This window comes from Pseudomonas sp. MWU16-30316 (assembly GCF_020515645.1).
Classification (GTDB): domain Bacteria; phylum Pseudomonadota; class Gammaproteobacteria; order Pseudomonadales; family Pseudomonadaceae; genus Aquipseudomonas; species Aquipseudomonas cerasi.
The window spans coordinates 227,628-247,179 of record NZ_JAIZAZ010000002.1 but is presented as its reverse complement, the minus strand read 5'-3'; the positions used below and the strand labels follow the sequence as shown (position 1 = coordinate 247,179).

Genomic DNA, 19,552 nt, shown 5'->3' with positions numbered 1-19,552 from the left:
AATCCACGGACGATAAAAGGAGACGATTTCATGCTGATGGTGATTTCCCCGGCAAAAACCCTCGATTTCGAGACACCGCCCACGACCGGCCGCTTCACTCAGCCGCAGTACCTGGACCATTCCCGGGTGTTGATCGAGCAGCTGCGTGAACTGACGCCGGCGCAGATCAGCGAACTGATGCACCTGTCCGACAAGCTGGCCGGATTGAACGCGGCACGCTTTGGCAGCTGGAACCCGGACTTCACCCTCGACAACGCCAAGCAGGCACTGCTGGCCTTCAAGGGTGACGTCTATACGGGCCTGGAAGCGGAAACGCTGAGCGAAACGCAGCTCGACTACGCGCAGGGCCACTTGCGCATGCTGTCAGGTCTGTACGGCCTGTTGCGTCCACTGGACCTGATGCAGCCCTACCGGCTGGAAATGGGCACCCGGCTGGCCAACGCTCGCGGCAAGGACCTCTACGCCTTCTGGGGCACGCGGATCAGCGAATGGCTGAATGAAGCGCTGGCAGACCAGGGCGACGACCTGCTGCTCAACCTGGCCTCGACTGAATACTTCTCTGCCGTCAAACGTTCGTCGCTCAAGGCAAGGATCATCGACACCGAGTTCAAGGACTTCAAGAACGGCCAGTACAAGATCATCAGCTTCTATGCGAAAAAAGCCCGCGGCATGATGAGCCGCTTCGTTATAGAAGAGCGCATCAACGATCCCGAAGCATTACAGGCGTTCGATGCACAGGGCTATCGTTACAACCGCGAACAGTCGACCCCTGACAAGTTGGTGTTTTTGCGCAACATCGCAGAACACTAGATGATGTAACCGTCGTGTAACAGAGCGCTGTTACACGGCCTGTCCTACGATCCAACACCAAATGCCAACTTCATGACGCCAGACAAACGTCAACTTTTCGATTCGCCACTCACGTGCGATTTTTTCTTAAAAAAAAATCCATTTTTTTAACTAGTGGCGTTTCAGCTTTTTACAGTAGTGGCACTTTCATATTCACCCCTCTACACCCCTCGTAAATCGAGGCTTTTACGAAAAAAGCCATCATCTCGATACCCTCCCTGTGACAAATCGGATACCGCAAAATCTGCAAATCAGGACGAGTGGCCAGGAACTAAATACGAATTCATACGCTCCTACATCCCGTAACAATTCTGGGCTGACGTGTAAGAGATCACTTACAGGTCGCCTCGAAAAACGGGAAGTTACCGACACGGAAGCCAGGCCCACGTGATCCTGGCGTCAGGTACCAGAACTAAACTCACATCACTAGTTGATGTTGTAGACAGGCGAAGCGCCGAACCGGTGTGATGCGCAGGATTCGAACAGGACGGCCCTGGCTTGCGCCAGAGGCATGCTTACCGAGGTCCGCCGTCAATCGTCGAACAAGGAGTGGTTTACTGCATCCAAGGAGAGCAAGGCCCTGACCGAACGGACAGGTTACTTGCCGCTTGCACTTAGTGTCATTTGAGTTCGCCTTACTTGTTTTGGGCACTCACTCATTAAATATGCCTGCGTTAGTTCCACGGCGTTGTTAGCCGTGAGGGATGGCGCGTGACATCTGCTGGCCAAAATTAATATCCAGCCAATTTATGGCGTGAAAAATCGAGGAGAATACGATGCGTATCAGCATATTTGGTTTGGGTTACGTCGGTGCAGTCTGTGCCGGTTGCCTGTCTGCCCGCGGTCACGAAGTAGTTGGTGTGGATATTTCCAGCACCAAGATCGACCTGATCAACAACGGCAAATCACCTATCGTTGAACCGGGTCTGGAAGAGCTGTTGCAGAAAGGTATCAGTACCGGAAAACTGCGCGGCACTACAGACTTCGCCGAAGCCATTCGCGCCACCGACCTGTCGATGATCTGCGTCGGTACGCCGAGCAAGAAGAACGGCGATCTGGAACTGGATTACATTGAATCGGTGTGCCGCGAAATCGGTTATGTCCTGCGTGACAAAGCCACTCGCCACACTATCGTGGTTCGCAGTACCGTACTGCCGGGCACTGTTGCCAACGTTGTTATCCCGATTCTGGAAGACTGCTCCGGCAAGAAAGCCGGTGTTGACTTCGGCGTCGCCGTCAACCCTGAGTTCCTGCGCGAAAGTACTGCGATCAAGGACTACGACCTGCCGCCAATGACCGTGATCGGCGAGTTCGACAAAGCGTCGGGCGACGTTCTGCAATCGCTGTACGAAGAACTCGATGCACCGATCATTCGCAAGGACATCGCTGTTGCCGAGATGATCAAGTACACCTGCAACGTGTGGCACGCCACCAAGGTTACTTTCGCCAACGAAATCGGCAACATTGCCAAGGCCGTCGGCGTCGATGGCCGTGAAGTGATGGACGTTGTCTGCCAGGACAAGGCGCTGAACCTGTCCCAGTACTACATGCGCCCTGGCTTCGCATTCGGCGGCTCCTGCCTGCCGAAAGACGTTCGTGCCCTGACCTACCGCGCCGGCAGCCTGGACGTTGAAGCTCCCCTGCTCAACTCGCTGATGCGCAGTAACACGTCGCAAGTACAGAACGCTTTCGACATGGTTGCCAGCTACGACACCCGCAAGGTTGCACTGCTGGGCCTGAGCTTCAAGGCCGGTACTGACGATCTGCGTGAAAGCCCGCTGGTAGAGCTGGCCGAAATGCTGATCGGCAAGGGCTTCGACCTGAGCATCTTCGACAGCAACGTTGAATATGCACGCGTTCACGGTGCCAACAAGGACTACATCGAATCCAAGATTCCGCACGTTTCCTCGCTGCTGAACTCGGACTTCGACCAAGTCATCAATGACTCCGACGTCATCATCCTCGGCAACCGCGATGAGCGTTTCCGCGCCCTCGCCAACAAGACCCCTGAAGGCAAGCGCGTCATCGATCTGGTGGGCTTCATGGCCAACGCCACCAGCGAAGACGGTCGTGCCGAAGGTATCTGCTGGTAAATCAGCCGCAAGCCACAAGCGCCAGGCTCCAGGCCACAGGCTCAAGCAATGTGCTTGCAGCCTGGGGCTTGAGGCTCGCAACTGACTTAGGGATACGATTATGCAGAGGCTCAAGCACGGCCTGTTACAGGCCGCAGGTTGGCTGTTCTATTTAAGTTTACTCATGGGCCTTGCCGCGGCATTGCCTACCAGTATCTTCGACTCACAGTCGAAGAACTTTATATTCCTGATTGGCGCCGTTGGTATCTGGCGCTACTCGATGGGGATCACGCACTTCGTGCGCGGGATGATTTTCCTGTACATCGTCTACCCGCACTTGCGCCGCAAGGTTCGCAAGCTGGGCAGTGCAGCAGACCCGTCCCATGTGTTTCTGATGGTCACCAGCTTCCGAATCGACGCACTGACCACCGCACAGGTCTACAACTCGGTTATCCGCGAAGCCATCGACTGCGGCCTGCCGACGACTATCGTCTGCTCGCTGGTGGAAATGTCCGATGAGCTGCTGGTCAAGAGCATGTGGGCGAAGTTCAACCCGCCGGAGCGCGTCAAGCTGGACTTCGTACGCATTCCGGGCACCGGCAAGCGCGACGGTCTGGCCTATGGCTTCCGCGCTATCTCGCGTCACTTGCCTGACAGCCGTGCCGTGGTTGCAGTGATCGACGGCGACACCGTGCTCAACGAAGGTGTGGTCGCCAAGACCGTACCGTGGTTCCAGCTGTTCGACAACGTCGGCGGCCTGACCACCAACGAGTTCTGTGAAGTACGTGGTGGCTACATCATGAGCGAGTGGCACAAGCTGCGTTTCGCTCAGCGTCACATCAACATGTGCTCGATGGCCCTGTCCAAACGCGTGTTGACCATGACCGGTCGCATGTCGGTGTTCCGCGCAACCGTGGTAACCGACCCCGAGTTCATTGCCGACGTGGAAAGCGACTCGCTCAATCACTGGCGTCTGGGCACCTTCCGCTTCCTGACCGGCGACGACAAGTCCAGCTGGTTCAGCCTGATGCGCCTGGGTTACGACACGTTCTACGTGCCGGACGCAGCGATCAACACCGTGGAACACCCGCCCGAGAAGAGCTTCCTGAAAGCCAGCCGCAAGCTGATGTATCGCTGGTACGGCAACAACCTGCGTCAGAACTCGCGTGCACTGGGTCTGGGCGTACGTCGCCTGGGGATTTTCACCAGCATCGTACTGTTCGACCAGCGTGTGTCGATGTGGACCTCCATCCTCGGTCTGACCGTCGCACTGATCGCCAGCTTCAAGTATGGCGGCGCGTTCCTGTTGATGTATCTGCTGTGGATCGGCATGACCCGTCTGATCCTCACCTTGCTGCTGTCCCTCTCGGGACACAGGATCGGGCCTGCCTACCCGATCATTCTCTATTACAACCAGATCGTCGGCGCGCTGATGAAGATCTATGTCTTCTTCCGCCTGGACCGCCAGTCCTGGACTCGCCAGGACACCAAACTAAGCCGCGACATGGCCAGCTTTCAGGGCTGGTTCAACACGTGGTCGTCCCGAACCATGACTTTCTCGGCTGGCACCATCTTCGTCGCTGTGCTGTTGACGATGGTTTGACCGGGCCAACGGATTAATCGCTTAAGTAGGAAAAATAGCCATGAATACAGCCGTGAATGCGAACGTCGTACATGAATCCGAAGCCCAGCGCCAACACGCGCGGATCAAGATCCCTGCCAAGCTGCGCCTGCTGAATGATCAGCCCAACGCGCCACTGGTACGTGTCGAAGACCTGTCGGCCGGTGGCCTGAGCTTCGTTGCTCCGTCCGGGCAGAAATTCAGCGAAGGGCAGATCGTCAAGGGACGCCTGCAATTCATCATCGACAACCTTGGCCTGGCCATGGACGTCGATCTGCAGGTGCGCTCGATCGACAACGCCAGCAACCGCATCGGTTGCCAGTTCCAGAATCTGGAACCTCAGGACATCGCTACCCTGCGCCACCTGATCACCTCGCACCTGTCCGGCGAAGTCGTCACCCTGGGCGAAGTGCTGGCCACGCTGCAGCGCGATAACTTCACCAAGGCACGCAAGGTCAAGGGCAAGGACAGCGGCATGAGCGCCATGGGTCGCCTGCGCGCCGTGACCTTCAGCCTGGGCGTGTTCATTGTCGGTCTGGCCGCTTTCGGCTTCATCTTCAAGACGATCTACGGCCTGTACTTCGTCAGCCATGCATCGGCTGGTCTGGTCACCATTCCAAGCATGGACGTGACCATGCCGCGTGAAGGTACCGTACAAAGCCTGGTCGCCCAGAATGGCGAAGCCGCCAAAGGCGCGCCACTGGCGTCCTTCAACACCAGCATGCTGGAAATGCTCAAGGGCAGCCTGACCGGTGAAGACCTGCAGCCGGCCAAGATCGAAGAGCTGTATGGCAAGCAGATGAGCGGCACCATGACCAGCCCGTGCGATTGCGTCGTGGCTCGCCAGCTGGTTGCCGACGGTCAGTTCGCGTCCAAGGGCCAGGTGATCTTCCAACTGGTTCCACGCAACGCGCCGGCCACGGTTGAAGCTCGCTTCACCTATCGCCAGTTCAACGACGTCAAGCCAGGCACACGTGTCAGCTTCCAGATCGCTGGCGAAGACAAACTGCGCACAGGTCAGATCATCAGCAGCACCAACCTGAGCGACGCCGACCTGTCCACCGACATCCGCGTGCAGATCAAGCCTGACGAAAGCCTGAGCAGCTCGCTTGCCGGTCGCCCTGTCGAAGTGGTCAGCGATCGCGGCCCGTCCGTGAACTGGCTGATCGATAAAGCAATGGCTGCGGGTCTGTAACCATGAACAGCCCACTACGACGCCTGTCGACCCCCACGCTACTGAGCCTCGCCGTCGCGCTCGGCCTGAGCGGCTGTGCCGGCCTGCCTGATCAACGCCTTGCCAATGAAGCCCTGAAAAACGGCGACACTGCATTGGCGGAGCAGAACTATCGGCAGCTGGCGGACCTGGGCTACAGCGACGCGCAAGTCGGCCTGGCTGATATTCAGGTCGCGACTCGCGACCCGGCTCAGCTCAAGCAGGCCGAGGCTACCTACCGCGCTGCCGCGCAGACCTCCCCTCGGGCGCAGTCGCGCCTGGGCCGTCTGCTGGCTGCCAAGCCCGACGCTACCGAAGCCGAACATCGCGAAGCCGAAGGCCTGCTGAAAAAGGCCTTCGCCAATGGCGAATCCGGCACGCTGATCCCGCTGGCGATGCTGTATCTGCAATACCCGCACACCTTCCCTGAAGTGAATGCGCAGCAGAAGATCAGTGAGTGGCGCGCTGCCGGTTATCCGGAGGCAGGTCTGGCTCAGGTGCTGCTGTATCGCACTCAAGGCACATATGCTCAACACCTCGATGAGGTCGAGAGCATCTGCAAACAGGCGCTGTCGGCCACGGATATCTGCTACGTCGAACTGGCCACTGTCTACCAGACACGTGGCCAGGCCGAGCAGCGCACGGCCTTGATCGAAAAGCTCAAGAGCGACTACGCCGCTGGCCGCGTCAATGCTCAACGTGTGGACAGCGTCGCGCGTGTACTGGGTGACTCCACCATCGGTACACCAGACGAAAAGACCGCTCAGCAATTGCTGGAAAACGTTGCGCCGGGCTACCCGATCTCGTGGGTCACGCTGGCCAAACTGCTTTACGACTTCCCCGAACTGGGTGACGTCAACAAGATGATGGAATACCTGAACAACGGCCGCGCGGCAGACCAGCCTCGCGCCGAGCTGCTGCTTGGACGCCTGTACTACGAAGGTAAATGGGTCACGCCCGATGCCTTCAAGGCCGAGGAGCACCTGAAGAAAGCCACCGCCACGGAAATCTCTGCCCATTACTACCTGGGTCAGATCTACCGTCGCGGCTACCTGGGCCAGGTCTACTCGCAAAAAGCCGTGGACGAGCTGCTGACCGCCGCCCGTGGTGGCCAGAACAGCGCCGACTTCGCCCTTGCGCAACTGTTCTCGCAGGGCAAGGGCACTATGCCCGACCCGGTCAACGCCTGGGTGTTCGCGCAACTGGCGCTGGCCAGTCAGACCCCGCAAGCGACCGAGCTTGCCGAGGCCCTCAATACACAACTGCCGCCTGAAAAGCTCGCCACCGCCAAAGACCTGTTGGCACGCGAGCAAAAAGTCCGGGGCGCTAACGCCACTCAGAACGCGATGGCATTGCAGGCCCTGCAAGAAGAAAAAGACGGTGAGGAAGCATTATGAAGTTGAATCCCCTGATGGCCGCCGGCATGGGCCTTGGCTTCACCCTGTTGTGGGCCTGCCCGACACTGGCAGCGCTGACCGAACAACCGCAAAATTTCGGTATCGAAATCAAAGCCACGGCGCAGGCCGAGGATGATCGCGATCTGGGCACCCGTTCGGGCGGCGACGTCAACGGTGTGGGCCTGGACCTGCGTCCCTGGGTCTATGGCGAGCGCGGCGACTGGAGCGGTTACGCGATGGGCCAGGTGGTCACCGCCACCGACATCATTCAGACCGACCCGCTGGAGCAGAGCAACAGCGACGGCAGCGGCACCCAGACTTCGCGTGGCACGGCCAGCGAGCGCGAAGCCGACAAGACCTACGCCGCACTGCGTGAGTTCTGGATCGGCTACAGCGGTTTCACGCCCTACCCTGGCGAGATCCTGAAAGTCGGTCGTCAGCGTCTGCGCAACGACGACGGTCAATGGCACGACACCAATATCGAGGCCATCAACTGGTCGTTCGATACCACGCTGCTGCGCGCTGAACTGGGTGCTGCCCAGCGTTTCAGCGAATACCGCACCGACCTGACCGAACTGGCACCTGACGACGAAGATCGCAAGCACCTGTTCGGCTCGGTCAGCTACCAGTGGACACCAGGCCATTGGGCCGGTATCCGTGCTCACCACAGTGCCGACGACGGCAAGCTCAAGTCGCAGGGCCAGGTGCTGGATGATCTGGACAAGACCTCCAATGGCGATCTGACCTGGGTCGGCCTGCAGGCTGACAGCGATGCCTACAACTATCGCAGCAACACCAATCAGCTCAACTACTGGGGCAGCCTGACCTGGCTGAACGGAACGCGCGACGAGATCGGCGTGACCTCCGCTCCCAACGACCAGTTCATCGCCGGCGAAAAGAACAGCCGTGACATGAATGGCTGGGCCACCGACCTGGGCCTGCGCCTGCGTCTGGACCCGCAATGGCAAGTCGGCGCCGCCTACTCGCGCGCCAGCAAGGACTACGTCCAGAACGGTCTGGAAAGTAACCGCTCCAACTGGACCGGTACGCGTTCGCGCATCCACCGTTTCGGTGAAGCCTTCCAGGGCGAAATGGCCAACGTGGAAACCGGCTCGCTGTTCGCCTCCTGGCAGATGAACGAGGAATACGACGCGTCGCTGATCTACCACAAGTTCCGTCGCGTGGACGGCAACACCGGTATCGGTGGCTCGGGCATCAACGCGGTGAACGACAACCAGAACGGTACGTTCAGCTCGCTACCGCTGGAAGACGGCAGCAAGGACCTGGGTCAGGAAATGGACCTGGTCGTGACCAAGTACTTCAAGCAAGGCCTGCTGCCGGCTTCGCTGAGCCAGTCGTTCGATGAACCTTCGGCACTGGTGCGCCTGCGCGCAGGTGTCTTCAAGCCAGGCGACGCGTATCAGAACAACGTGGACAGCTACATGCACCGCGCTGTTGTCGACGTCATCTGGCGCTTCTGATGCGAACCGCCAAAGGAGTGCCAGAGATGAACAGTCATACAAGCAACGGGCGTAGCCGACACTGGCCGCACACCCTGCTCGAAAGCGCACTGCTGACCAGCGCCCTGCTGCTGGCCAGCGGTGTGGCGCTGGCCAACGCGCCTGTCGTACCCGACACACAGAAGGCGGTGGTCAAGGAGTTGCACCAGGCCAAGACCTACACCATCACCAGCCCGCCGACCGAGCCGTTGGAAATGGCCAAGCCGGTGTTGCCCGACCTCAAGGGCTACACCGCCGAAGCCGCCCTGAAAAAGATCGTGCGCAACAAACCGGGCAAGGTCACTGTTTCACGGATGATGGAAGAAACCGGCCTGAAGGAATTCATCGGCGGCGATAACAAGATGGCCGAATGGGTCAACCGTCAGCGCGGCATCCCCCAGGCCATCATGATTTCCGACGGCTACGTGAGCCTGCAGGACCTGGCCAGGAAGGTGCCCAAGCAGTTCCTCAACGAGGTTTCGCCAGGTGTCTACGTGGCGCGCCTGCCAATCCTGATCAAGGAAACCGGGATCTTCGAGATCGACAGCAAGACCAAGGAGTTGCGTCTGTCTCAGGAAAAGGGCTCGTTCATCGTCAGTGAAGGCAAGATGCTGATCACTCACACTCAGGTCAACGCCTGGAGTGAAACCCGCAACAGCCTGGCGACCTATCGCAAGCCTGACGAGTTTCGCCCTTTCCTGCTGACCTGGGGTGGCTCGGAAACCTGGATCGCCAATACCAAAATGGCGAGCATGGGCTACGACCAGAGCAAGTCCTATGGCATCAGTATTTCCCAGTACACACCCAACACCGCGAAGATTCTCAAGCGTGCCGAACCGACGGGCTGGATCATCGATTCAGAGTTCTCGGACATGTGGTACGGCTTCTACTGCTATGAAACCCGCGACTTCGTGGTCAAAGGCAACACCTACCGCGACAACATCATTTACGGCATTGACCCGCACGACCGTTCGCACGGTCTGATCATCGCCGAAAACGACGTTTACGGGACCAAGAAGAAGCACGGGATCATCATTTCCCGGGAAGTCGACAACAGCTTCATCTTCCGCAACAAGAGCCACAACAACAAATTGTCCGGCGTGGTTCTGGACCGTAACAGCGTCGGCAACATCGTCGCCTACAACGAGATTTACCAGAACCACACTGACGGCATCACCCTGTACGAAAGCGGCAACAACCTGCTGTGGGGCAATCGCGTGATCGCCAACCGCCGCCACGGTATCCGCGTGCGCAACAGCGTGAATATCAAGCTGTACGAGAACGTCGCCATGGGCAACGGCCTGATGGGCGTTTACGGCCACATCAAGGACTTGAGCGACACCGACCGCGACATTGAGCTCGATCCGTTCGACGCTCAGGTCTCGCTGATCATGGTTGGCGGCGAACTGTCCAGCAATGGTTCCGGCCCGCTGTCCATCGACTCGCCACTGAGTGTCGAGCTGTATCGCGTCTCGATGCTGATGCCTACCAAAGAAGTCGGCATCAGCCTCAACGGCGTCCTCGGTGAGCGCCAGGACGAAATCCTCGACCTGCTGGTACGCCAGAAGAAAGCCGTATTGATCGACCCCGTCGAAAGCCAGACCGAGCTGCGGGAATGAGGAAGGGTATTGTTATGCACGCACATCTGATCAAGCTGTTGAGCCTGTCCAGCCTCACCGCCGCCTTGATGGCCGCCGCTGGTGTCGCTCGGGCAGACGACTCGCAAGCGCCGACGTTCAAGGCCGAGCCTTGCTGCTCACTGTGCCCGGCCGCACATGATGCGAAAAACTACACCACGCGCTATCAGCAGAACTTCACCACGCTGGTCCAGGCTCAGGGTGACTGGCTGTTCCGGACTCAGGAAGACCTGCGCACCGAGTTCGACACCACGCCTGCCGGCTATCGCCGCATGAAACAACTGCACGATGCGTTCAAGAGCAAAGGCGTAGAACTGGTCGTGGTGTATCAGCCGACCCGTGGCCTGGTGGATCGCAACAAATTGTTCCCGGCCGAACGCGACAAGTTCGACTACGACAAGGCGCTGAAAAACTATCAGGCCATGCTTGGCCGCTTCAGCAAGATGGGCTACTGGGTCCCTGACCTGTCGCCGTTGACCAACGAGCAGCAGGCGCATGACTTCTACTTCCGCGGTGACCAGCACTGGACGCCGTATGGCGCACAGCGTACGGCGAAGATCGTCGCCGAAACCGTGAAAAAGATTCCGGCCTACGGCGATATCCCCAAGCGTGAGTTCGAAAGCCATATTTCCGGGCGCATGGGCAAAACGGGCACTTTGCACAATATGGCAGGTCAATTGTGCGGTACCAGCTACGCGATCCAGTACATGGACCAGTTCACCACCGAGCCCAAGGGTGAGGCGGGCGACGGCGACCTTTTCGGCGATTCCGGTAACCCGGAAATCACCCTGGTCGGTACCAGCCACAGCGGCAAGAACTACAACTTCGCGGGCTTCCTGCAGGAATACATGGGCGCTGACGTGTTGAACGTGGCGTTCCCTGGTGGTGGCCTGGAAGGTTCGATGCTGCAGTACCTGGGCAGTGAAGACTTCCAGAAGCGTCCGCCGAAGATTCTCATCTGGGAATTCTCGCCGCTGTATCGCCTGGATCAGGAGACCATCTATCGCCAGATGATGTCGCTGCTGGACAACGGCTGTGAAGGCAAGCCTGCCGTCATGAGCGCCAGCACCACGCTAAAGCCGGGTACCAACGAATTGCTGGTCAATGGCAAGAATGGCATCAAGGACATTCGCAACGGCAGCAATCAGATCGACATCAAGTTTGACGACACCTCGGTCAAAGTCCTTCAGGCCAGACTCTGGTACATGAACGGTCGCCATGAGGATCTGAAAATCGAGAAACCGGAAACGTCAGACACCGATGGACGCTTCGCCTTTGAATTGCGCGAGGATGAGGATTGGGCCAACCAGCAACTGCTGGCGCTGGAAGTCCAGGGACCGGAAGCAGGCACGGCACCACAAAAAGTCGAAGCCAAAGTATGCAAACGCAACGTGTTCCCGAGCGCTGCGACACACACCGCTCAAGCCGGACTATGAGGTGACTTATGCAGACTCCTAAACTGATACGCCCTACCCTGCTGTCGATGGCAATCCTGTCATCGATGGCCTGGGCCACGGGCGCGTCCGCCGCACTGGTTCCACCCAAGGGCTATGACGCCCCGATCGAAAAAATGAAGACGGGCGATCACAACTTCAGCTGTGAAGCCATTCCAAAGCCCTACACCGACAAGCTGGTCTTCCGCAGCAAGTACGAGGGTTCGGACAAGGCACGCGCAACGCTCAATGCGGTATCCGAAGAAGCGTTCCGCGACGCGACCAAGGACATCACCACCCTTGAGCGTGGCGTCAGCAAAGTCGTGATGCAGTACATGCGCGACGGTCGTCCGGAACAACTCGATTGTGCGCTGAACATGATGACCACCTGGGCCAAGGCCGATGCGCTGGAGTCGCGCGAGTTCAACCACACCGGCAAATCCATGCGCAAATGGGCACTGGGCAGCATGTCCTCCGCCTACCTGCGTCTGAAGTTCTCCGAGTCGCACCCGCTGGCCAATCGTCAGCAGGACGCGAAGATCATCGAGACCTGGTTCAGCAAGCTGGCCGATCAGGTGGTCAGCGACTGGAGCAATCTGCCGCTGGAAAAAATCAACAACCACTCGTACTGGGCTGCCTGGTCGGTGATGGCAACCGCTGTCGCCACCAATCGTCAGGACCTGTTCGACTGGGCCGTGAAGGAATACAAGGTCGCTGCCAATCAAGTCGACAAGGACGGTTTCCTGCCCAACGAGATGAAGCGCCGTCAGCGGGCACTGTCGTATCACAACTATGCACTGCCGCCGCTCGCGATGATTGCCAGCTTCGCCCAGGCCAATGGCGTGGACCTGCGTCCGGAAAACAATGGCGCCTTGAAGCGTCTGGGCGACCGGGTGCTGGCCGGCGTCAAGGATCCTTCGATTTTCGCTGAACACAACGGCGAGAAACAGGACATGACGGACCTGAAGAAAGATCCGAAATTCGCCTGGCTCGAACCGTACTGCTCGCTCTACACCTGCAGCCCGGATGTGCTTGAAGAGAAACACGAAAAGCAGCCATTCAAGACATTCCGTCTGGGCGGTGACCTGACCAAGGTCTACGACCCGACGCACGAGAAAGGCGACAAGGGCGATAACGACGGTTCGTGATTCACAGAGTTCTTTGTGGGAGCGGGCTTGCTCGCGAAGAGGCACGCCCAGGCGCTGAATCCGTAAGACCGGACCTCGCCTGAGCTGCTTCACCGACAAGCCGTAACGCGACGTGTTTTACCCCCCAATTTCAACGGGGGGTTTGGGGGGGCTTTAGCCCTTGAATGTTGGACAAACGGAGAGATAAGGATGGTTTTCTCATCCAACGTGTTCCTGTTCCTGTTCATGCCGATTTTCCTCGGCTTGTACTACCTGAGCGGGCAACGCTATCGCAATCTGCTGCTGCTGATTGCCAGCTATATCTTCTACGCCTGGTGGCGAGTGGACTTTCTGGCGCTGTTCGTCGGCGTGACCGTCTGGAACTACTGGATCGGTCTCAAGGTGGGCGCAGCAGGTGTGCGGACCAAGCCGGCACAGAAATGGTTGCTGCTTGGCGTGATAGTGGACCTGTGTATTCTGGGCTACTTCAAATACGCCAACTTCGGCGTGGACAGCATCAACGCAGCCATGACCTCGATGGGTCTGGAACCGTTCATCCTGACTCACGTGCTGTTGCCGATCGGTATCTCGTTCTATGTCTTCGAGTCCATCAGCTACATCATCGACGTTTACCGCGGCGATACTCCGGCCACGCGCAATCTGATCGACTTCGCTGCATTCGTCGCGATCTTCCCGCACCTGATCGCCGGCCCTGTGCTGCGTTTCCGCGATCTGGCCGACCAGTTCAACAACCGTACACACACGCTGGACAAGTTCTCCGAAGGTGCCACGCGCTTCATGCAGGGCTTCATCAAGAAAGTGTTCATCGCCGACACCCTGGCGGTGGTCGCCGACCACTGCTTCGCCCTGCAAAACCCGACCACCGGCGATGCCTGGCTGGGTGCGCTGGCCTACACCGCGCAACTGTATTTCGACTTCTCCGGTTACAGCGATATGGCTATCGGTCTGGGTCTGATGATGGGTTTCCGCTTCATGGAAAACTTCAAACAGCCCTACATCAGCCAATCGATCACCGAGTTCTGGCGTCGCTGGCACATCAGCCTGTCCACCTGGCTGCGTGACTATCTGTACATCACGCTGGGCGGCAACCGCGGCGGCAAATTCGCGACCTACCGCAACCTGTTCCTGACCATGCTGCTCGGCGGTCTGTGGCACGGTGCCAACGTCACCTACATCATCTGGGGTGCCTGGCACGGCATTTGGCTGGCGATCGAAAAAGCGGTCGGTATCAACACCAAACCCTACAGTTTCAACCCGATCCGCTGGGCACTGACCTTCCTGCTGGTGGTCATAGGCTGGGTCATCTTCCGCGCTGAAAACCTGCATGTCGCCGGTCGTATGTACAGCGCCATGTTCAGCTTCGGCGAGTGGCAGCTGTCGGAACTCAACCGCGCCAGCCTGACCGGTCTGCAAGTGGCAACACTGGTGGTGGCGTATCTGACGCTGGCGTTCTTCGGTCTGCGCGACTTCTACCAGAACCGCGAAAAAGACACCGGCAAGAGCGCCAAGGCTGACGGTCCTGCGACCGCTCAACCGGGCACCATCAAGGCCGTTCCCGGCGATGCTCCCGGCAGTCTGCACCTGCCAGGCTACACCGTGGGCAGCGAAGCTCAGGTGCAGCCCGCGTACTGGGTTGCCGACTGGCCACGTTACGCCATGCGTGCACTGATCCTGCTGCTGTTCGTGGCTTCGATTCTCAAACTTTCGGCGCAAAGCTTCTCGCCGTTCCTTTACTTCCAGTTCTGAGGAGCCTGACATGACGCGTTCATTACGAATCCTCTACATCGCCATCTTCCTGGCCATTCTGCTGGTCCTGGGCGTCTGGTCGCTGCGCAGCTTCAGCACCTTCTCGACGTCGGCAGAGACCACTGTGCTCAACGGCAAATGGACCAAGGCGGCGGAAACTCATTACGACGATGAGTTCCCGATCAAGCGCCTGGGCACCAACCTCTGGGCGGCGCTGGATTTCAAACTGTTCAACGAAGGTCGTCCGGGCGTCGTGCTCGGCAAGGACCAGTGGTTGTACACCGACGAAGAGTTCGATGCGGTTGCCAACGGCGAGCAGAACGAAGCCGACAACCTGGCGATCATTCAGGGTGTGCGTGACGCGCTGGAAAAACAGGGCACCAAACTGGTCCTGGCGATCGTTCCGGCGAAGACCCGTCTGTACCCGGAACACATCGGTGACAACAAGCCTGCCAGCCTGCACACCGACCTGTATCAGCAGTTCCACGCGCAGGTCGCCAAGGCCGGGATCTTTGCCCCGGACTTGCTGGCGCCGCTGCAAGCTGCCAAGCAACAGGGCCAGGTTTTCCTGCGCACCGACACCCACTGGACGCCAATGGGTGCCGAAGTCGCCGCGCAGCAACTGAGCGCCGCGATTGCCCAGAAAACACCACTGGAAGGTGAACCTGAGCAGTTCGTCACACAAGCCAAGGGAACCGAAGCCTACAAAGGTGACCTGACTACATTCCTGCCGCTCGATCCGTTGTTCAGCAACATGCTGCCCAAGCCGGACGAGTTGCAGAAACGCAGTACCGATCCGGTAGCAGGCGAGGCGGCAGGCGGTGACGCACTGTTCGCAGACAGCGACATCCCGGTGGGTCTGGTGGGCACCAGCTACAGCGCCAACCCTAACTGGAACTTCGTCGGCGCCTTGAAAGAAGCGCTGCGCAGCGATGTCGTCAACTACGCCGAAGACGGCCATGGCCCGATCCTGCCGATGCTCAAGTACCTGCAGACCGATGCCTTTAAGAACACCCCGCCGCAAGTGGTGATCTGGGAGTTCCCGGAGCGCTACCTGCCGGCACACAACGATCTTGGCGAGTTCGATCCGAAGTGGATCGCCGAGCTGAAGAAATCGCGTGACACCCAAGAAAACGTGGCGCTCAACGCCAAACAATCCGAGTCGCCCAACCGGGCGCAAAACTGAGAGGACTGACTCATGACTTTCAACACTACTGCCAACCGTTCGGCCGCAAAACGCATTTTCAAAACCTGCGCAATGGCCGCAGGTCTGGGCCTGATGTCCCTGCAGGCTTTCGCCGGTGACTCCGCCCTGTACGGCCCGACCGCACCGAAAGGCTCGACCTTCGTGCGTGTCTACAACGCCAGCAACGCTGAAATCAGCGCCACCGTTGGCAACACCAATCTCAACGAAGTGGCGCCACTGGGCAGCACTGCGTTCAGCTTCATGCCGCAGGGCGACTACACCGCCAAGCTGGGCAGCCAGAGCCTGCCGGTGAAACTGGCGGGTGATCACTACTACACCATCGTCAACAACGCCAGCGGCAAGCCACAGCTGGTCGAAGAGCCACCGTTCAAGAACAAGCAGAAATCCCTGGTTCGCGTGCAGAACCTGAGCGACAAGTCGCTGACCCTGAAAACTGCTGACGGCAAGACCGAAGTGGTCAACACCGTTGCGGCCAAAGGCACCGGCGAGCGTGAAATCAACCCGGTCAAAGTCAGCCTGGCGCTGTACGACGGCGACAAGAAAGTCACCGATTTGAAACCTGTGGCACTGGAGCGTGGCGAAGCCGCTGTGCTCTACATCACCGGCAGTGGCAGCAGCCTCTCGCCAGTGTGGGTCAAGCCACCGGTCGCTACCCGCTAAACGGATTATGCCGGTCGGTTCAGGGCATCAGCGTTGAACCGACCCGCGCGGAACAAGAACAAGACAGAAACGACAGACACCTCGTACGGCCCTAATTGAATGCTTTTGGAGAAACAAAATGATTCCAGTTATCTTGTCAGGCGGTAGTGGTTCACGACTCTGGCCGCTTTCGCGTAAACAATTCCCTAAACAGTTCCTGGCGTTGACCGGCGAGCACACCCTGTTCCAGCAAACCCTGGAGCGTCTGGTGTTCGAGGGCATGCAGGAGCCTATCGTGGTCTGCAACAAGGACCACCGTTTCATCGTCAACGAGCAACTCGCTGCGCTGAACCTGGAAACCCAGGCGATCCTCATGGAACCGTTCGGCCGCAACACGGCACCCGCCGTTGCACTGACTGCCATGAAGCTGGTCAACGAAGGCAACGACGGCCTGATGCTGGTGCTGCCAGCCGACCACGTCATCGAAGACCAGAAAGCCCTGCAACGCGCACTGGCACTGGCGACCGTCGCCGCAGAGCGTGGCGAAATGGTGCTGTTCGGCGTACCGGCCAACAAGCCTGAAACCGGCTATGGCTACATCAAGTCCACCGCCGATGCCCTGCTGCCGGAAGGCGTCAGCCGCGTGTCGCAGTTCGTCGAAAAACCTGACGAAAAACGCGCCAAGGAATTCGTCGAAGCCGGTGGCTACTACTGGAACAGCGGCATGTTCCTGTTCCGCGCCAGCCGCTTCCTGGAAGAACTGAAAAAGCATGATCCGGACATCTACGACACCTGCCTGCTGACCCTTGAGCGCAGCGTGCAGGACGGCGACGCCCTTGAAATCGACTCCTCGACCTTCGCCTGCTGCCCGGACAATTCCATCGACTACGCGGTCATGGAAAAAACCCAGCGCGCCTGCGTCGTACCTCTGTCGGCCGGCTGGAGCGATGTCGGCTGCTGGTCGTCGCTGTGGGAAGTCAACGCCAAGGACGCCAACGGCAACGTCACCAAAGGCGACGTCGTCATCCAGGACAGCCGCAACTGCATGATCCACGGCAACGGCAAACTGGTGTCGGTGATCGGTCTGGACAACATCGTGGTCGTCGAAACCAAGGACGCGATGATGATTGCCCACAAGGACAAGGTCCAGGGCGTCAAGCAAATGGTCGCCACCCTGAACGAACAGGGCCGCACCGAGACCCAGAACCACCTCGAAGTGTACCGTCCGTGGGGCTCCTACGATTCGGTGGACATGGGCGGTCGTTTCCAGGTCAAGCGTATCTCCGTCAAGCCGGGTGCCTGCCTGTCGCTGCAGATGCACCACCACCGCGCCGAACACTGGATCGTGGTATCCGGTACTGCGCAGGTGACCTGTGACGAGAACGTGTTTCTGCTCACCGAAAACCAGTCCACCTACATCCCGATCGCCTCGGTCCATCGCCTGCGCAACCCAGGCAAGATCCCGTTGGAAATCATCGAAGTACAATCGGGCAGCTACCTGGGCGAAGACGACATCGAGCGTTTCGAAGACATCTACGGTCGCTCGAACGCGCTGGAAGCGGGTGTGAAGACGCAAACTATCGCTCGTTGATAGGGTTTTAGCTGCACGCTACAGGTAACACAGCCCTCGACAACTCTTTGCGCAGATTTATACGCAGAGAGTTGTCGGGGGCTTTTCATTTGCGCGACGTCCCCCTCCCAGGTTCTGTAGGATGTCCAGCATTACCTTTGCTGGAGACCTGCATGTTTATCGGCATCCTGTTGATCCTGACCTGGCTCATCCTTCTGCTCCGCTACCCGGCGAAGGCCTTGCCCGTCTCGCTGGCTGCGGCGGTCGGGCTTGGGGCGGTGGCGGCCATCGTCATCTGGCAGGACAGCCGGGAAACACGCCAGCTTGAGCGTCTGGATATCCGCCTGAGTTACGATCCGCAAAACTGCCCGGCAGATCGTCCGTTGCAGGTCAGCATCACCAACACCAATCAGGTCACCCTGCAGGAACTGCGTTGGCGAATAGCGGCCTATGCGCCTGGTGATTCAGTGAATCTGATCGACAACACCTACGCATCCGCACGCTATCGCGGCCCCGGTGAACTTCAGGCCAAAGGCACGTGGCAGGATTGCGTGCCGGTGCCGGCACTGCGCAACGGGTACCGCCCGCAAACCCTGGAATTTCGCGCAGAACATCTACAAGGCAGTTTCTCGGACTGACCACAAGGATCTCCCTCATGCCCATCGCTTTGATTACAGGCTGTTCCAGCGGAATCGGCCGTGCTCTGGCCGACGCGTTCAAGGCCACTGGCTATGAAGTCTGGGCCACTGCGCGCAAGACCGAAGATGTCGCGGCACTCAGTGCAGCGGGTTTCATCGCCGTACAACTGGACGTCAACGACAGCCTGGCGCTGGAGCAACTGGCCGCCGGTCTGGAGCACAGCGGCCTGGATGTGTTGATCAACAACGCTGGCTATGGCGCGATGGGTCCCCTGCTCGACGGCGGTGTGCAGGCCTTGCAGCGACAGTTCGAAACCAATGTGTTTTCCGTCGTCGGGGTGACCCGGGCGCTGTTTCCGGCACTGCGCCGCAACAAGGGGCTGGTGGTGAACATCGGCAGCGTATCCGGTGTGCTGGTCACGCCGTTCGCGGGCGCTTATTGCGCATCCAAGGCGGCGGTGCATGCGCTCAGTGATGCGCTGCGTCTGGAGTTGGCGCCATTCGGCGTACAGTTGATGGAGGTTCAGCCAGGCGCGATCGCGTCGAGCTTTGCGCAGAATGCCAGCCACGAAGCCGAGCAGCTGATCAGTGAGCAATCGCCGTGGTGGCCGATTCGCGAAGGCATTCGTGCACGCGCCAGAGCTTCACTGGACAACCCTACCCCCGCCACAGCATTCGCTCGTGACTTGCTCAAGGCCGTGCGACATACCCATCCGCCACGCCTTCTGCGTCTTGGCAACGGCTCACGCCTGCTGCCGCTGATGGCGTGGTTGCTGCCCAAAGGGCTACTGGATATGGGCCTGAGAAAACGCTTTGGATTGAACACCGACTTGTGACGCAGAGCGTCACGAACTGCATTCCCACGCTGGAGCGTGCGGAACGA

Annotated in this window: 15 protein-coding genes; all 15 read left to right on the top strand. The window is 59.0% G+C overall.

Annotated elements, in window-relative coordinates; translation table 11 throughout:
• Positions 1-30 precede the first annotated feature (30 nt).
• The 15 genes from yaaA to LCH65_RS07810 all read left to right on the top strand — a co-directional run bounded on the left by yaaA (position 31) and on the right by LCH65_RS07810 (position 19,505).
• Entirely contained in the window at positions 31-810 is a 780-nt protein-coding gene (gene yaaA / locus LCH65_RS07880) for a peroxide stress protein YaaA (RefSeq protein WP_003433624.1), read from the top strand.
• An 815-nt stretch (positions 811-1,625) separates the two neighbouring features.
• Positions 1,626-2,942 (top strand): nucleotide sugar dehydrogenase, encoded by a 1,317-nt coding sequence (locus LCH65_RS07875; RefSeq protein ID WP_003365389.1) that lies wholly within the window; start codon positions 1,626-1,628, stop codon positions 2,940-2,942.
• A 97-nt stretch (positions 2,943-3,039) separates the two neighbouring features.
• The gene (gene alg8 / locus LCH65_RS07870; protein ID WP_170846032.1) at positions 3,040-4,524 is read left to right on the top strand and encodes a mannuronan synthase; all 1,485 of its coding nucleotides are present in this window, start codon (positions 3,040-3,042) and stop codon (positions 4,522-4,524) included.
• A 40-nt stretch (positions 4,525-4,564) separates the two neighbouring features.
• Positions 4,565-5,737, top strand: a complete 1,173-nt coding sequence (locus LCH65_RS07865; protein ID WP_003365396.1) for an alginate biosynthesis protein Alg44 — start codon at positions 4,565-4,567, stop codon at positions 5,735-5,737.
• 2 nt (positions 5,738-5,739) lie between these two features.
• Positions 5,740-7,152, top strand: coding sequence for an alginate biosynthesis TPR repeat lipoprotein AlgK (gene algK / locus LCH65_RS07860; protein WP_003433625.1), 1,413 nt, complete (start codon positions 5,740-5,742; stop codon positions 7,150-7,152).
• Positions 7,149-8,633, top strand: coding sequence for an alginate export family protein (locus tag LCH65_RS07855; RefSeq protein WP_003433626.1), 1,485 nt, complete (start codon positions 7,149-7,151; stop codon positions 8,631-8,633). Before algK ends, LCH65_RS07855 begins: the two co-directional genes overlap by 4 nt.
• 26 nt (positions 8,634-8,659) lie before the next feature.
• On the top strand, positions 8,660-10,270 hold the full coding sequence (gene algG, locus LCH65_RS07850) for a mannuronan 5-epimerase AlgG (protein ID WP_003433627.1): 1,611 nt from the start codon (positions 8,660-8,662) through the stop codon (positions 10,268-10,270).
• A 14-nt stretch (positions 10,271-10,284) separates the two neighbouring features.
• Positions 10,285-11,724: an alginate biosynthesis protein AlgX gene (locus LCH65_RS07845; protein ID WP_003365406.1), complete on the top strand. Its 1,440-nt coding sequence runs from the start codon at positions 10,285-10,287 to the stop codon at positions 11,722-11,724.
• Positions 11,725-11,732: 8 nt separating this feature from the next.
• The gene (locus LCH65_RS07840) at positions 11,733-12,869 is read left to right on the top strand and encodes a mannuronate-specific alginate lyase (protein WP_003365409.1); all 1,137 of its coding nucleotides are present in this window, start codon (positions 11,733-11,735) and stop codon (positions 12,867-12,869) included.
• Positions 12,870-13,058: 189 nt separating this feature from the next.
• Positions 13,059-14,615, top strand: coding sequence for an MBOAT family protein (locus LCH65_RS07835; RefSeq protein WP_226439287.1), 1,557 nt, complete (start codon positions 13,059-13,061; stop codon positions 14,613-14,615).
• 10 nt (positions 14,616-14,625) lie between these two features.
• Positions 14,626-15,801 (top strand): alginate O-acetyltransferase, encoded by a 1,176-nt coding sequence (locus LCH65_RS07830; RefSeq protein ID WP_003365413.1) that lies wholly within the window; start codon positions 14,626-14,628, stop codon positions 15,799-15,801.
• 12 nt (positions 15,802-15,813) lie between these two features.
• Positions 15,814-16,482, top strand: a complete 669-nt coding sequence (locus LCH65_RS07825; protein WP_054080674.1) for an alginate O-acetyltransferase AlgF — start codon at positions 15,814-15,816, stop codon at positions 16,480-16,482.
• A 118-nt stretch (positions 16,483-16,600) separates the two neighbouring features.
• Complete coding sequence (locus LCH65_RS07820; protein ID WP_003415201.1) at positions 16,601-18,052, top strand: mannose-1-phosphate guanylyltransferase/mannose-6-phosphate isomerase; 1,452 nt, start codon at positions 16,601-16,603, stop codon at positions 18,050-18,052.
• Between the two features lie 152 nt (positions 18,053-18,204).
• Complete coding sequence (locus LCH65_RS07815) at positions 18,205-18,669, top strand: hypothetical protein (protein ID WP_003365419.1); 465 nt, start codon at positions 18,205-18,207, stop codon at positions 18,667-18,669.
• Between the two features lie 17 nt (positions 18,670-18,686).
• The gene (locus tag LCH65_RS07810) at positions 18,687-19,505 is read left to right on the top strand and encodes an SDR family oxidoreductase (protein WP_226439286.1); all 819 of its coding nucleotides are present in this window, start codon (positions 18,687-18,689) and stop codon (positions 19,503-19,505) included.
• The last annotated feature ends 47 nt before the right edge of the window (positions 19,506-19,552 follow it).

Coding starts and splice junctions, on each gene's coding strand:
- yaaA (WP_003433624.1), top strand. CDS start 31: ATGCTGATGGTGATTTCCCCGGCAAAAACCCTCGATTTCGAGACACCG.
- LCH65_RS07875 (WP_003365389.1), top strand. CDS start 1,626: ATGCGTATCAGCATATTTGGTTTGGGTTACGTCGGTGCAGTCTGTGCC.
- LCH65_RS07865 (WP_003365396.1), top strand. CDS start 4,565: ATGAATACAGCCGTGAATGCGAACGTCGTACATGAATCCGAAGCCCAG.
- algK (WP_003433625.1), top strand. CDS start 5,740: ATGAACAGCCCACTACGACGCCTGTCGACCCCCACGCTACTGAGCCTC.
- LCH65_RS07855 (WP_003433626.1), top strand. CDS start 7,149: ATGAAGTTGAATCCCCTGATGGCCGCCGGCATGGGCCTTGGCTTCACC.
- algG (WP_003433627.1), top strand. CDS start 8,660: ATGAACAGTCATACAAGCAACGGGCGTAGCCGACACTGGCCGCACACC.
- LCH65_RS07845 (WP_003365406.1), top strand. CDS start 10,285: ATGCACGCACATCTGATCAAGCTGTTGAGCCTGTCCAGCCTCACCGCC.
- LCH65_RS07840 (WP_003365409.1), top strand. CDS start 11,733: ATGCAGACTCCTAAACTGATACGCCCTACCCTGCTGTCGATGGCAATC.
- LCH65_RS07835 (WP_226439287.1), top strand. CDS start 13,059: ATGGTTTTCTCATCCAACGTGTTCCTGTTCCTGTTCATGCCGATTTTC.
- LCH65_RS07830 (WP_003365413.1), top strand. CDS start 14,626: ATGACGCGTTCATTACGAATCCTCTACATCGCCATCTTCCTGGCCATT.
- LCH65_RS07825 (WP_054080674.1), top strand. CDS start 15,814: ATGACTTTCAACACTACTGCCAACCGTTCGGCCGCAAAACGCATTTTC.
- LCH65_RS07820 (WP_003415201.1), top strand. CDS start 16,601: ATGATTCCAGTTATCTTGTCAGGCGGTAGTGGTTCACGACTCTGGCCG.
- LCH65_RS07815 (WP_003365419.1), top strand. CDS start 18,205: ATGTTTATCGGCATCCTGTTGATCCTGACCTGGCTCATCCTTCTGCTC.
- LCH65_RS07810 (WP_226439286.1), top strand. CDS start 18,687: ATGCCCATCGCTTTGATTACAGGCTGTTCCAGCGGAATCGGCCGTGCT.